Source organism: Rhodococcus sp. SBT000017 (genome assembly GCF_003688915.1).
GTDB lineage: Bacteria > Actinomycetota > Actinomycetes > Mycobacteriales > Mycobacteriaceae > Rhodococcoides.
Genome location: NZ_REFU01000001.1, coordinates 2,497,243 through 2,509,550, shown reverse-complemented (window position 1 = coordinate 2,509,550; position 12,308 = coordinate 2,497,243). Strand labels below are relative to the sequence as shown.

The following is a 12,308-nucleotide window of genomic DNA, read 5'->3' as shown; positions in this document are numbered from 1 at the left end:
CGACGAGCGGTCGATCGCTGTTGTCTCAACGACATAACCGCCCGCGGGTACCGCGTGTTGCCTGCCGATACCACTGACAGCCATTCCTCGTGAGCTGCGAATCGAAACCCCGTCGGGTCGTCAGAAGGTCGAGTTCGTCGGGTGATCGGTGTCGATCAGGTCCTGAGCCACCTGGCGCAAAGGCTGATTCTGTTGCTGCGACAGCTTCGCGAGCAGCTCGAACGCCTGGACTGCATCGAGATCGTAGCGCTCCATGATCATTCCCTTGGCCTGACCGATCAGGTCGCGACTGGCCAGACCTGTCCGGAACTGCTCGTCGTCGCGGGCACTGAGCATTGCGATGGCGGCATGCGCTGCGAGGGCTTCGCCGATCGCGACCGCGTCGGTGTCGAAGGCCGCCTGCTCATCGCTGTAGAAAATCAACGCACCGAGGTCATCGGCATTGCTGTAGAGCTGAAACGCCGCCAAGGACTTGAATCCCTCGTTCACGGCCAGAACCGCGAACTCCGGCCATCTCGGCTCTGCTGTGAGGTCGTGCGATACGACGACGTCGAAGTGGCGAACCTCGGTGGGAATCGGGCCCTCGTCGAGCTCGTACTGCAGTCGACACAGCTTTTCCGCGAGGGGGTCGGTGGACGCTACGACGGTGCGAACACCCTTGCTCACAGTGGTGATGCAGCCGACGGTTGCCCCCGGGATGAGCCGGATGGCGGTGCGCAGAATTTCGCTCATCGTCTCGGGCACCGACCGACGGGTATCGCGCAGGGATCGCGCGAATTCGGCGAGCGAGGATGCAGGGGACGTTCCGGGAAGGTGTACATCGGTCGATGGTCGCGACATCACACGGTCCTCTCGCACAGGACCCCTGCCGTCGTTCGCCGGAGAGATCCACGATCATGCGCCTTTTGCTGGACGCCCGTACCGGCCGTACAGCCAGCGTTGTGCACTGTATACGCCTCCGCCGAGGGGTTGTTCGTCGAACAGCGTGAGGGCCGCCGATCACCTGATCGACGGCCCTCACCGGAATGCGAATTACTTGAAGGTGTCCTTGATGTTCTCGCCGACCTTCTTCACGCCTGCCGAACCCTGGTCCTTCTTACCCTCGGCCTCGAGGTCCTTGTTGTCGGTGGCCTCGCCGACAACTTCCTTGGCCTTGCCGATAGCGTCTTCTGCTGCGTTCTTGGCCTTGTCGATGAAGCTCATGTGAGTCCCTTTCTCGTTTCGTGCGGTGTCAGAGATTGGTCGAAGCTCGAACCGAAAAGCGCACGCCGAGTCGTTGAGATCTGAGTCACACCGGATGCGCACTCGGGCGACGTTTCCAGCAGCGTCGTGGCGGATACATTCGATCGATGGTGGTCGGCAAGGTGGACAGCTTTCAGCGCAGGCACCCGTCGGCGGGTTTTCCGCTCGCGGTCGTGTACAAATTTCTCGACGACAGAGGTGGGTATCTCGCGGCTCTCATCGCGTACTACTCGTTCCTCTCGTTGTTTCCGTTGTTGCTGCTCTTCACCACCGTGTTGGGAATCGTGCTGGCCGGCGACCCGGAACTGCAGACCCGCATCATCGATTCGGCAATGAGTCAGATCCCGGTCATCGGTGATCAACTCGGTCAGCCGGATCGACTCAGCGGCGGAACAACCGCCATCGTCATCGGCGTGGTGGGGTCGCTCTACGGCGGACTCGGAGTGTCACTGGCCGCGCAGTACGCGATGAACACCGCATGGTCCGTCCCGCGAAACGAACAACCGGATCCGATCAAGGGTCGGCTGCGCGGGCTGGTGCTGCTCAGTACCGTCGGCACCGCCATCATCGGCCTGACCGTTCTCAACGGCGTCGCGTCCTCGGGCGTGTTCGGCTTTGCCGGCGGTGCACTGGCACTCGTCGGAGCGGTCGTGGTCAACGCGGTGGTCTTCACCGCTGCGTTCCGAATCGGAACCGCTCGCACCCTGAGCGTGCGCGAGGTTCTGCCCGGCGCTGCGATCGCCGCGGTGATCTGGCAGGCGCTGCAATCGTTCGGCGGCATCTACATTCGCTATGTCGTCGGCAATGCCAGCGCCAGCAACGGGATCTTCGCGATCGTCCTCGGCCTGCTCGGTTTTCTCTACGTCTCGTCGGTGCTGATCGTGCTGTGCATCGAAATCAATGCCGTGCGCGTCGACCACCTGCATCCCCGGGCACTGCTGACTCCGTTCACCGACAACGTCGAGCTCACCGAGGGTGACAAGAACTCTTACACCGGGCAGGCAGAAGCGCAGCGTAACAAGGGATTCCAGGACATCACCGTCACATACGAGGAACCGGATTCCGTGACGGGGGAGGGCTCTCCGAGTAAGGAAGCCGAGTGATCGGGGCGGCGCAAACGCGCGCGCATTCGTCAGGTGCGCGCGGATTCGCCAGCCCGTCGGGCACTATTTTGCGCGCGGATGGCAAGTGCGCGCGCGTTTGCGAGGGCTGGGGGTGTGCTGGCTTCTCCGCGAGTGGGTAACGGTCAGGGGGACGTGTTGGGGTCGGTCGGTTCGCTGAAAGATCGGGGCGGGGCAAACGCGCGCGCGTTCGTCAGGTGCGCGTGGATTCGCCAGCCCGTCGGGCACTATTTCGCGCGCGGATGGCAAGTGCGCGCGCGTTTGCGGGGACTGGGGGCGGAGAAGGCCAGGGCGGTGCCGCGACTGAGGATTGCGTGACCCCCGTCACGAACCGGCTGACCGGTCGGTGAAAAAGAATCCTGGTTTGTTTCGGCGAAAGCGCATGCGCAAGCGCTTGTATCGGTCTTAGGCTCCTGCAATCGAGCGACGCGACCGCGTGGCCGGGGACAAGGGAGTCCACATGTTCAATCACCGTCGGAAGTCCGCGCTGACGATCGGAACCGCGCTCATGGCCGGTTCGCTCGTGCTCGGACTGACCGCCTGCAGCAGTTCGGATTCGGACAGCGTCAAGGTCGGGCTCATCACCAAGACGGATTCCAATCCGTACTTCGTGAAGCTGCGCGAGGCAGCGCAGGCGCAGGCGGATTCCAGCGGAGCCGAGCTGGTGGCTCTGGCCGGTGCATTCGACGGTGACAACGAGGGCCAGGTCGCGGCGATCGAGAACCTGGTCGGCCAGGGTGTGAAGGGAATTCTGATCACCCCGAACTCGTCCACCGGAGTCCTGGACGCGATCGAGAAGGCACGTGACGCCGGTGTCGTCGTCATCGCCCTCGACACCGCAACCGACCCCGAGGACGCGGTCGACGCCACGTTCGCCACCGACAACAAGGCTGCCGGAGTGAGCCAGGGCGAATGGGTCAAGGGCACGCTCGGAACCACCGCACCCCAGGTCATCATGCTCGACGGCACCGCGGGCGGCACGGTCGACACCTTCCGTCACGACGGGTTCCTCGAGGGCATGGGCCTGACCGACAGTTCGCCGGAGATCGTCGGCCAGGAGAACACCAACGGCGATCAGACCAAGGCGCAGACCGCCATGGAGAACCTGCTGCAGCGCGCGCCGGGCGTCAATGCGCTCTACACGATCAACGAGCCCGCAGCAGCGGGTGCGTACCAGGCGATTCAGTCTGCAGGCCGCGCCGATCAGATCACCATCGGCTCGATCGACGGCAGCTGCACCGGCATCGCGAACGTCAAGTCCGGCGTCATCGGCGCGACGGTGCTGCAGTTCCCGGCAAAGATGGCAGAGCAGGGCGTCGATGCAGTGGTGAAGTTCGCCGAGGACGGCACCAAGCCCAGCGGCTTCAACGACACCGGCTCGCAGTTGGTCACCGACCAGCCCGTCGACGGAATCGATTCGCAGGACACCGCATGGGGCGAAGAGAATTGCTGGGGCTGATCGCGACGCACCGGCGAACACAGGGATCTGATTCGTGAGTACCGATACCGCAGCCGAGCCCAAGACTCCGAGCCGGTTCAACGTGGGGACCATTCTGCGTGAACCGCTGCTCGGGCCGATGGCCGCGCTCCTCATCGCCGTCATCGTCTTCAGCTCGATCTCGAGCTCGTTTCTCAACCCGCAGAACGTTTCTCTGATCCTGCAGCAGTCGGTGGTCGTCGGCATTCTGGCCGTCGGCCAGACGCTGATCATCCTCACCTCCGGTATCGATCTGTCGATCGGCGCGGTGGCGGTGATGGGTTCGATCGTGATGGCGCAGTCGGCCGGCGCGAACGGTCCGGTGGTCGCACTGGGTTCGACGCTTGCCGTCTGCGTTGCGTTCGGTGCGATCAACGGCGGATTGGTGACGGTTCTGCGACTTCCACCGTTCATCGTCACACTCGGCACGTTCACCGCGATCCAGGCGGCCACCAGGTTGCTGGCCGGCTCCGAGACGTACCAGGTGCCGAGCGGGCCGCTGACGCTGTTGGGCAACTCGTTCAAGATCGGTAGCTTCTCCACGACGTACGGCGTGGTGGTGATGCTGCTGGTGTATGCCGTGATGTGGTATGCGTTGTCCCAAACCTCATGGGGCAGGCACATTTACGCGGTCGGCGGTAGCCCGCAGGCTTCGGATCGCTCCGGCATCAAGTCCGGTCGCGTGCTGTTCTCGGTGTACATCGCTACGGGAGTCATCGCGGCGATCGCGGCGTGGGCAGCGCTCGGACGGATCCCCAACGCCGATCCGAACGCGTATCAGAATGCGAACCTCGAGTCGATCACCGCGGTGGTCATCGGTGGAACCAGTCTGTTCGGTGGACGCGGCACCGTCATCGGCACTCTGGTCGGAACACTGATCGTCGGTGTTCTGCGCAACGGACTCACCCAGGCAGGCGTCGACAGTCTGTACCAGAACATCGCGACCGGCATTCTCGTCATCGTCGCGGTGGCCGTCGATCAATTCGCACGTAGGAGGTCACAGTGAATGCCCCCCTCGCTCTGGAAGCGCGTGGTCTGGTCAAGACCTACGGCAGCGTGACGGCCATCAACGGTGCAGATTTCGAGTTGCGGGCCGGCGAGGTGCTGGCGGTGATCGGCGACAACGGTGCCGGAAAGTCCAGTCTCATCAAGGCTTTGGCCGGTGCCGTGATTCCGGATTCGGGTGAGATCCTGATGAACGGATCGCCGGTGTCGTTCAAGAACACCCGGGATGCACGCGCGGCCGGCATCGAGACCGTCTATCAGGACCTGGCCGTCATTCCGGCCCTCGACATCGCGTCGAACGTGTATCTCGGACGGGAGATCAAGCGCAAGGGGCTCAGCGGCAGTCTCTTTCGGCGTCTGGACATGCCGAGGATGCGGGAGGAGTCCTCGAAGCATTTGCAGGACTTGAAGATCGGTATCAAGTCGGTCAATCAGGCCGTCGAGACGCTCTCCGGCGGTCAACGTCAGGGTGTGGCCGTAGCGCGGGCAGCAGCGTTCGGACGCGGAGTGATCATCATGGACGAGCCGACTGCCGCACTGGGTGTGCGGGAGTCGGGCATGGTGATCGATCTGATTCGCACGATCCGCGACCGGGGCATACCGGTGGTGCTCATCAGCCACGACATGCCGCACGTGTTCGAGGTCGCCGACCGGATTCACATCCACCGCCTCGGAAAGCGGGCGGGCGTCGTGAATCCGAAGAACCGCACCATGTCCGAGGTCGTCGCGCTCATGACCGGCGCGGAGGAGCCGACCGACGATGAACGCGCCGGCGTCTGAATCGACAAGTCCGGTCGGTGTTTTCGTCGGGCTGGCGACACTCGACGTCATCCATCGAGTGTCGGCAGCGCCGGCACCCAACCAGAAGATCACCTCGAGCGCACAGTTCGTCGCGGCGGGAGGTCCTGCTGCCAACGCGGCAGTGACGTTCGCCGCGCTGGGTGGAACGGCAGTGCTCGTCACCGCGCTCGGAGACGATCCGGTGGCAGCGCTGGTCAAGGCCGACCTGGCGGCTTTCGGAGTGCGGGTGATCGACGCCGCCGAGGGCTCCACCAGGTCCGTGCCCGTCTCGGCGGTGACGGTGATCGAAGCGACCGGCGACCGATCGGTCGTATCGGCCGACGCCGTGAATTCCGACGCCTCGCCGCCGGAGGATCTCGAGGCCGTCGTTGCCGGTGCCGACGTCGTTCTGGTCGACGGGCACCACCCCCTGATCGCCTGCGCCGCCGCGGAACATGCGGCGGCGCGGGTTACCACGTTGGTCGTAGACGCCGGTCGCTGGAAACCGGTGATGAGCGAGTTGATTCCGCACGCCACGGACATGGTGTGCTCGGCGGACTTTCGCGCCCCCGGGACCTCGGACACGGCTACGACTGCCGCGGACCTCGTTGCATCCGGTGTGCGTACCGTCGTCACCACCCACGGCGGCGAGCCGGTCGAGTGGTGGTCCGAGGGTTCGTCGGGATCGGTCGATGTGGAGCCGGTTGCAGTGGTCGATACTCTGGGTGCCGGGGATGCGTTCCACGGCGCGTATGCCTACTACTCCACGCAGCCAGGCTCGCTTTCCGAGCGCATCGACAGGTCGGCTCACGTTGCCGCACTGCGCTGCTCGGTGATCGGCCCCAGAGCGTGGCTACACGAACTTTCCATCCGCGGACTCGAAAGCGACAACGGTGAGCATTGACCAGGACGTACAGGAAGCCACCCTCCCCGAACTCGTGGAGCTGGCGCGAACGCTGGCCGTACCCGGTGAGCGGCGGATACTCGGCCTGACCGGTGCGCCGGGTGCCGGAAAGTCGACTGTGGCACAGCAACTCGTCGATGCGCTCGGGCCGGAGCTCGCGGTGCTGGTTCCGATGGACGGATTCCACCTCGCCAACGAGGTGTTGATCGAGCTGGGCCGGCTCGATCGCAAGGGTGCCCACGACACGTTCGACGACGGTGGTTACTCGCGGTTGATCGCGGCCGTTCACGATCAGCAGCCCGGTGGTCCCATCGTGTACGCGCCGAGATTCCGCCGAGAGATCGAGGAGTCGATCGGTTCCTCGATCCCGGTCCCGTCGACTGTCCCCCTGGTCATCACCGAGGGCAACTACCTGCTGATGGAGTCCGACGCGTGGCCGGCGGCGCGGGCGATGATCGATGAGGTCTGGTTTCTGGCTCCACACACGAGGGTTCGGCACGAGCGGCTGGTGGCCAGGCACGAGGCCTACGGAAAGTCGCACGAGGACGCGGAGTTCTGGGCACTGGGATCGGACGAACGCAACGCAGAATTGATCGGGTCGACCGCACGCCGCGCCGATCGAATCCTTCGGCTGACATGACGATTCCGCAGAGCCACGAGACCCGACAGCGCTGGGCCGACTGATATGCCCACTATGGACGATGTCGCACGCCTGGCAGGGGTATCGGTTTCGACCGTCTCGCACGTGCTCAACGGAACACGCAACGTCAACCCCGCCACCCGGCAACGCGTCGACGCGGCGATTGTCGAGATCGGGTACCGCCGCAACGTCGTCGCTCGATCGCTCGCGGCAGGTCGGACTCACACCGTGGGACTGTCCATCGCCGCGCTCACCAACCCGTACTTCGGCAGCCTGGTCCATGCCGTCGAGGAGCGGTTGTCCGAGGCCGGATACGTGCTGATCCTCGGTGATTCGCACGACGAGCCGCGGTCCGAGCGCAGGGTGACGGACTCGTTGCTGGACCGTCAGGTCGACGGCATGATTCTCGCGCCCGCGGCGGGCTCCGAATTCTCGACGATTCCCGAGATCGTGCGCAGTGGAACGCCTCTGGTGTTGATCGACCGGATGCTGGACGTCTCCTGTGATCAGGTGGGTCCGGAGAACGACGCGTCGGCGTACGAGCTCACGACTCACCTCCTCGACGCCGGACATCGACGCATCGCGATCGTCCGCGGCATCGAAGGGATCTCCTCCACGACAGAGCGATTCGATGGCTATACCCGCGCACTGGCGGATCGAGGAGTAGAACTCGATCCTCGACTGATTCTCGACGGTCGGTCCAACGTCGAGGTGGCCGAGTCTCGGGTGCGTGAGCTCATGTCGGGTCCTGATCGGCCGTCGGCTCTGGTGTCGATGAACAATTCGATGACCATCGGATCGCTGAAAGCGGTTCGCGGCCTGGGTTTGTCGATTCCCGCCGACCTCGCCTTCGTCTGCTACGACGACTTCGAGTGGTCGGATCTGTTCGAGCCCCGGCTCACAGCGGCGGCTCAGGACGTGCAGACGATCGGCCGAACCGCAGCCGACCTGGTTCTCCGGCGCATCGAGGGGCACGAGGACGAGCCCCGATCGATCCGAGTACCGACCACCTTCACCCACCGAAATTCCTGCGGCTGCACTGCACCTCGAGCCGACATGCCGGCCGCACCCGAAAGATAGGACAGCTCATGCCGATTGCCAGTCCGGACCAGTATGCCGCCATGCTGGATCGCGCCAAGGAAGGTGGGTTCGCCTACCCGTCGATCAACGTCACCGGATCGCAGACACTCAACGCAGCCCTTCAGGGATTCGCCGAAGCCGAGAGTGACGGGATCATTCAGGTGTCGGTCGGTACCGCGCTCTATCTGTCCGGCAACGCCGTGCAGAACCGCTTCGCCGGCTCCAAGGCTCTCGCGCAGTACGCCCACGAAGTGGCGCAACACTATTCGATCTCGGTGGCGCTGCACACCGATCACTGCCCCGCCGAGAATCTGGACGACTGGGTTCGGCCCCTGCTGGCCGACGCGATCGAACGACGCGGCCGCGGGCTCGACCCGCTGTACCAATCGCACATGTGGGACGGTTCGGCTGTGCCGCTGGACGAGAACCTGCGTATCGCACGCGAATTGCTCGATCTGTCGATGGAGGCGAACACGATCCTGGAAATCGAAGTGGGAGTGATCGGCGGCGAGGAGGACGGGGTGTCGCACGAGATCAACGAACAGCTGTACTCGACGGTCGACGACGCGCGCGCCACCATCGCTGCGCTCGGCGCGGGGGAGCACGGTCGCTACATGACAGCCTTGACCTTCGGCAACGTGCACGGCGTCTACAACCCCGACTCGGTGCACCTACGACCCGAGATCCTCGACGAGATCCAGTCCGTCCTCGGAGCCGAGACCGGTAAGGACAAGCCCTTCGATCTGGTGTTCCACGGCGGATCGGGATCGAGCGCTGAAGACATCGCCTCCGCCGTCGCCAGCGGGGTGATCAAGATGAACATCGATACCGACACCCAGTACGCGTTCACCAGATCCATCGCCGGTCACATGATCGGCAAGTACGACCAGGTCCTCAAGGTCGACGGCGAGTACGGAAACAAGAAGGCGTACGACCCCCGATCCTGGGGCAAGCCGGCCGAGACGGCGATGGCGGCTCGGGTGGTCGAGGCGACACAGACGCTGGGCTCGGCCGGGCGCACGATGCGCTGAGAATTCACTTCGCCGAGTGTGTCGAAATCTGCGGACCGGTTCCGTCCCAGGGTCGAATGCGGCAAGAATGGCCGCATCGAACGTCAGGAGACACCATGGCCAAGTACCTCATGCTCAAGCACTACCGCGGCGCTCCGGAGCCGATCAACAACGTCCCGATGGACCGGTGGACCCCTGCGGAGGTGCGCGACCACATCCAGTTCATGCAGGATTTCGCCGCCGAGCTCGAAGCCACCGGTGAGTTCGTCGACGCCCAGGCCCTTGCCCCCGAGGGAACCTGGGTCAGCTCCGGCGGTGAGGGCAAGCCACCGGTCACCGACGGTCCGTTCGCCGAGACCAAGGATCTCATCGCAGGCTGGATGATCATCGACGTCGATTCGTACGATCGAGCGTTGGAATTGGCCGGACAGTTGTCGGCTGCGCCCGGGGCCGGCGGGGAGCCCATTCACGAGTGGCTCGAGCTGCGTCCGTTCATGGAGGCTCATCCCACCATCGCCGACTGACGATCGCCATGGACCCCCGGGTGCTGCGGGCACTGACACCCGCCGTGATCGGCGTCCTCGTCCACCGCGGAGCCGACTTCGCGTCGGCCGAGGACGCCGCAGCGGAGGCGATGCTCGAGGCGACCTCCACGTGGGTCGCCGAAGCGCCGGCCGATCCGAAGGGTTGGCTGGTGACCGTCGCGTGGCGAAAATTTCTGGACGCGCAACGCTCCGAGAAGGCGCGACGAGCCCGTGAGGATCGAGTCGCTGCCCAGCCGGATCCCGGCAGTGTGGGCGGCGTCGACGACACGTTGCAGTTGTTCTTCCTGTGCGCGCATCCCTCGCTCGGTCCGGCGGCGGCGGTGGCACTGACGCTGCGTGCCGTCGGGGGATTGACGACGCGGCAGATCGCGCAGGCGTATCTGGTGCCGGAGAAGACCATGGCGCAACGCATTAGCCGAGCCAAACGCACGGTGCGCGACGTGCGATTCGACGCCCCCGGTGATGTGGGGACGGTGCGACGGGTGCTGTATCTCGTCTTCAACGAGGGGTACACCGGGAACGTCGATCTGGCGGCCGAGGCGATTCGGTTGACCCGGCAGTTGGCCGGGCTGTCCGACGACGAGGAAACGGCCGGGCTGTTGGCGCTGATGCTGCTGCACCACGCACGGCGTTCGGCCAGGACGGGGCCCGACGGTCACGTCATCCCTCTCGCGGAGCAGGACCGATCTCGTTGGGACACAGCGCTGATAGCGGAGGGCGTGCGGATTCTGCAGGCTGCGCTCGCCCGGGATCGGTTGGGTGAGTTTCAGGCGCAGGCGGCCATCGCCGCTCTACACGCCGATGCGAGCTGTGTGGAGGAGACCGACTGGCCGCAGATCGTCGAGTGGTACGACGAGTTGCTCGCTCTCACAGACAGTTCCGTGGTGCGACTCAACCGAGCGGTGGCGATCGGGGAGGCCGAGGGTCCAACGGCGGGGCTTGTAGCACTGGGCGAGGTCGATCCGGCCGTCCCGCGGCACACGGCGGCGGCCGCGTACCTGTACGAGAAGGCCGGTGATCTGCAGTGTGCCGCCGAGTTGTATGCGCAGGCAGCGGAGAAGGCGTCGTCGATTCCCGAGCGGCACCATCTGACGATGCAGGCCGCGCGAATCCGCTCTACCGACCAACCAACGGACCGATCGGTTTCGTAACCCGATCGTTAGCGGTAGAAAGCGGAATTCGTGCGACCCTCGTGTGGTGCTGATGTTGCGTGTGGGACAGAAGAGAAAGAAGCGAACTCGATCCGCTGCGGTGGTGACCGCCGCCGCAGTGGCGTCGATGCTGATGACCGGAACGTCGGCGCAGGCGCTGCCGGGGAACTCGGGATCGGCCGACGCGGCTGCGGGAGCCATCGGCATCCATCAGGTGTCGGCGACCCGAGCTGTGCTGAACGTGTTCTCCCCGTCCATGAATCGCGTCATCTCCAATGAGGTGCTGCATTCCCCCGAGGGTGGTCCCGCGCCCACTCTCGTGCTGCTCAACGGTGCGCTCGGCAACGAGGACGGCGTCGGGTGGCTCAACAATTCCGGCGTCGAGAAGTTCTTCCTCGACAAGAAGGTCACCGTCGTGGCTCCGATCGGCGGCCGCTTCAGCTTCTACACCGACTGGCAGACAACGGATCCGGTGCTCGGCAGCAACATGTGGCAGACCTACCTCAGCCGCGAATTGCCTGCCGCCGTCGACGCAGCTTACGGATCGACCGGCAGGCGCGGCGTGGCCGGGCTGTCGATGAGTGGGGGTCCCGCACTCGACCTCGCGATCCAGGCCCCGGACGTGTTCGACGCGGCCGCATCCTTCAGCGGATGCCCGGCCCCGTCCAACCCGCTTGCCACCGCAGGTATCTCGGCGATGATCGCCGGCGGGCTCAACAATCCCTTCAATATGTGGGGGCTACCGGGCAGCCAGGGATGGCGCGACCACGACCCGTCGCTCAACGTCGAGCGGCTACGCGGAACCGCGGTGTACGTCAGCTCGTCCCGCGGACTCCCGGGACCGGTGGATCGCATTCCCGACGGCGCGATCCCGCCGTTCGGCGGCATGGCGGTCGAAGCAATGGTCAATCACTGCACGTCGATCTTCGTCGACGCTCTGCGCCGAGCCGACGTACCGGCAACGGTGTCCATGCGCGAGGAGGGCGCGCACACCTGGCCGCTGTTCGAGGATCAGCTGCGCGAGGCCTGGTACACCACATTGGCACCGGCCCTGGGAACCAGCTGATTGCAACGAGACTCCGGCGGGTAAGCAGGGTTCACACCGGAGAAAGGACCACCCGAACATGTCGAAAGACGAATTGCACAAGGGCGACAAGGTCGAATGGCAGACCCACGGAACCACGACCGAGGGCGAGGTGGTGGAGAAGATCACCTCCGAGACCGAAGCTGCAGGCCGTACCGTGAAGGCGTCGAAAGACGACCCGCAGTACCGCGTCGAGAGTGACAAGTCGGGCAAGGACGCAGTGCACAAGCCGGACGCGCTCGACAAGAAGGACTGACCACGCGGACCTG

The 12,308-nt window shown here is 64.8% G+C and carries 14 protein-coding genes; 12 read left to right on the top strand and 2 right to left on the bottom strand.

What is annotated here, in order from left to right:
• Nucleotides 1-120: 120 nt before the first annotated feature.
• Together AYK61_RS11515 and AYK61_RS11510 are read right to left on the bottom strand one after the other, a co-directional pair.
• Nucleotides 121-840, bottom strand: coding sequence for a GAF and ANTAR domain-containing protein (locus AYK61_RS11515; RefSeq protein WP_121870899.1), 720 nt, complete (start codon nucleotides 838-840; stop codon nucleotides 121-123).
• A 192-nt stretch (nucleotides 841-1,032) separates the two neighbouring features.
• Nucleotides 1,033-1,203, bottom strand: a complete 171-nt coding sequence (locus tag AYK61_RS11510; protein WP_121870898.1) for a CsbD family protein — start codon at nucleotides 1,201-1,203, stop codon at nucleotides 1,033-1,035.
• A gap of 146 nt (nucleotides 1,204-1,349) precedes the next feature.
• Here AYK61_RS11510 and AYK61_RS11505 point away from each other — a divergent pair, with 146 nt between their 5' ends.
• From AYK61_RS11505 to AYK61_RS11450, 12 genes are all read left to right on the top strand, one after another.
• On the top strand, nucleotides 1,350-2,345 hold the full coding sequence (locus AYK61_RS11505; protein WP_183130241.1) for a YihY/virulence factor BrkB family protein: 996 nt from the start codon (nucleotides 1,350-1,352) through the stop codon (nucleotides 2,343-2,345).
• 478 nt (nucleotides 2,346-2,823) lie between these two features.
• On the top strand, nucleotides 2,824-3,822 hold the full coding sequence (locus AYK61_RS11500) for a substrate-binding domain-containing protein (RefSeq protein ID WP_121872682.1): 999 nt from the start codon (nucleotides 2,824-2,826) through the stop codon (nucleotides 3,820-3,822).
• 34 nt (nucleotides 3,823-3,856) lie between these two features.
• The gene (locus tag AYK61_RS11495; protein WP_121870897.1) at nucleotides 3,857-4,846 is read left to right on the top strand and encodes an ABC transporter permease; all 990 of its coding nucleotides are present in this window, start codon (nucleotides 3,857-3,859) and stop codon (nucleotides 4,844-4,846) included.
• Entirely contained in the window at nucleotides 4,843-5,625 is a 783-nt protein-coding gene (locus tag AYK61_RS11490) for an ATP-binding cassette domain-containing protein (protein ID WP_121870896.1), read from the top strand. The genes AYK61_RS11495 and AYK61_RS11490 overlap by 4 nt, the downstream gene beginning before the upstream one ends.
• A complete protein-coding gene (locus AYK61_RS11485; RefSeq protein WP_121870895.1) occupies nucleotides 5,606-6,529 on the top strand; it encodes a PfkB family carbohydrate kinase in 924 nt (307 codons plus the stop codon). Before AYK61_RS11490 ends, AYK61_RS11485 begins: the two co-directional genes overlap by 20 nt.
• Complete coding sequence (locus AYK61_RS11480; RefSeq protein WP_121870894.1) at nucleotides 6,519-7,169, top strand: nucleoside/nucleotide kinase family protein; 651 nt, start codon at nucleotides 6,519-6,521, stop codon at nucleotides 7,167-7,169. The genes AYK61_RS11485 and AYK61_RS11480 overlap by 11 nt, the downstream gene beginning before the upstream one ends.
• A gap of 54 nt (nucleotides 7,170-7,223) precedes the next feature.
• Entirely contained in the window at nucleotides 7,224-8,249 is a 1,026-nt protein-coding gene (locus AYK61_RS11475) for a LacI family DNA-binding transcriptional regulator (RefSeq protein WP_259468015.1), read from the top strand.
• Between the two features lie 8 nt (nucleotides 8,250-8,257).
• Nucleotides 8,258-9,280, top strand: a complete 1,023-nt coding sequence (gene fbaA / locus AYK61_RS11470; protein ID WP_121870892.1) for a class II fructose-bisphosphate aldolase — start codon at nucleotides 8,258-8,260, stop codon at nucleotides 9,278-9,280.
• Nucleotides 9,281-9,375: 95 nt separating this feature from the next.
• Nucleotides 9,376-9,783, top strand: coding sequence for a YciI family protein (locus tag AYK61_RS11465; protein ID WP_121870891.1), 408 nt, complete (start codon nucleotides 9,376-9,378; stop codon nucleotides 9,781-9,783).
• 8 nt (nucleotides 9,784-9,791) lie between these two features.
• The gene (locus AYK61_RS11460; RefSeq protein WP_121870890.1) at nucleotides 9,792-10,955 is read left to right on the top strand and encodes an RNA polymerase sigma factor; all 1,164 of its coding nucleotides are present in this window, start codon (nucleotides 9,792-9,794) and stop codon (nucleotides 10,953-10,955) included.
• A 61-nt stretch (nucleotides 10,956-11,016) separates the two neighbouring features.
• On the top strand, nucleotides 11,017-12,021 hold the full coding sequence (locus tag AYK61_RS11455; RefSeq protein ID WP_259468014.1) for an alpha/beta hydrolase family protein: 1,005 nt from the start codon (nucleotides 11,017-11,019) through the stop codon (nucleotides 12,019-12,021).
• Nucleotides 12,022-12,079: 58 nt separating this feature from the next.
• Nucleotides 12,080-12,295 (top strand): DUF2945 domain-containing protein, encoded by a 216-nt coding sequence (locus AYK61_RS11450; RefSeq protein ID WP_121870889.1) that lies wholly within the window; start codon nucleotides 12,080-12,082, stop codon nucleotides 12,293-12,295.
• The last annotated feature ends 13 nt before the right edge of the window (nucleotides 12,296-12,308 follow it).

Coding starts and splice junctions, on each gene's coding strand:
- AYK61_RS11515 (WP_121870899.1), bottom strand. CDS start 840: ATGTCGCGACCATCGACCGATGTACACCTTCCCGGAACGTCCCCTGCA.
- AYK61_RS11510 (WP_121870898.1), bottom strand. CDS start 1,203: ATGAGCTTCATCGACAAGGCCAAGAACGCAGCAGAAGACGCTATCGGC.
- AYK61_RS11505 (WP_183130241.1), top strand. CDS start 1,350: ATGGTGGTCGGCAAGGTGGACAGCTTTCAGCGCAGGCACCCGTCGGCG.
- AYK61_RS11500 (WP_121872682.1), top strand. CDS start 2,824: ATGTTCAATCACCGTCGGAAGTCCGCGCTGACGATCGGAACCGCGCTC.
- AYK61_RS11485 (WP_121870895.1), top strand. CDS start 5,606: ATGAACGCGCCGGCGTCTGAATCGACAAGTCCGGTCGGTGTTTTCGTC.
- AYK61_RS11475 (WP_259468015.1), top strand. CDS start 7,224: ATGGACGATGTCGCACGCCTGGCAGGGGTATCGGTTTCGACCGTCTCG.
- fbaA (WP_121870892.1), top strand. CDS start 8,258: ATGCCGATTGCCAGTCCGGACCAGTATGCCGCCATGCTGGATCGCGCC.
- AYK61_RS11465 (WP_121870891.1), top strand. CDS start 9,376: ATGGCCAAGTACCTCATGCTCAAGCACTACCGCGGCGCTCCGGAGCCG.
- AYK61_RS11460 (WP_121870890.1), top strand. CDS start 9,792: ATGGACCCCCGGGTGCTGCGGGCACTGACACCCGCCGTGATCGGCGTC.
- AYK61_RS11450 (WP_121870889.1), top strand. CDS start 12,080: ATGTCGAAAGACGAATTGCACAAGGGCGACAAGGTCGAATGGCAGACC.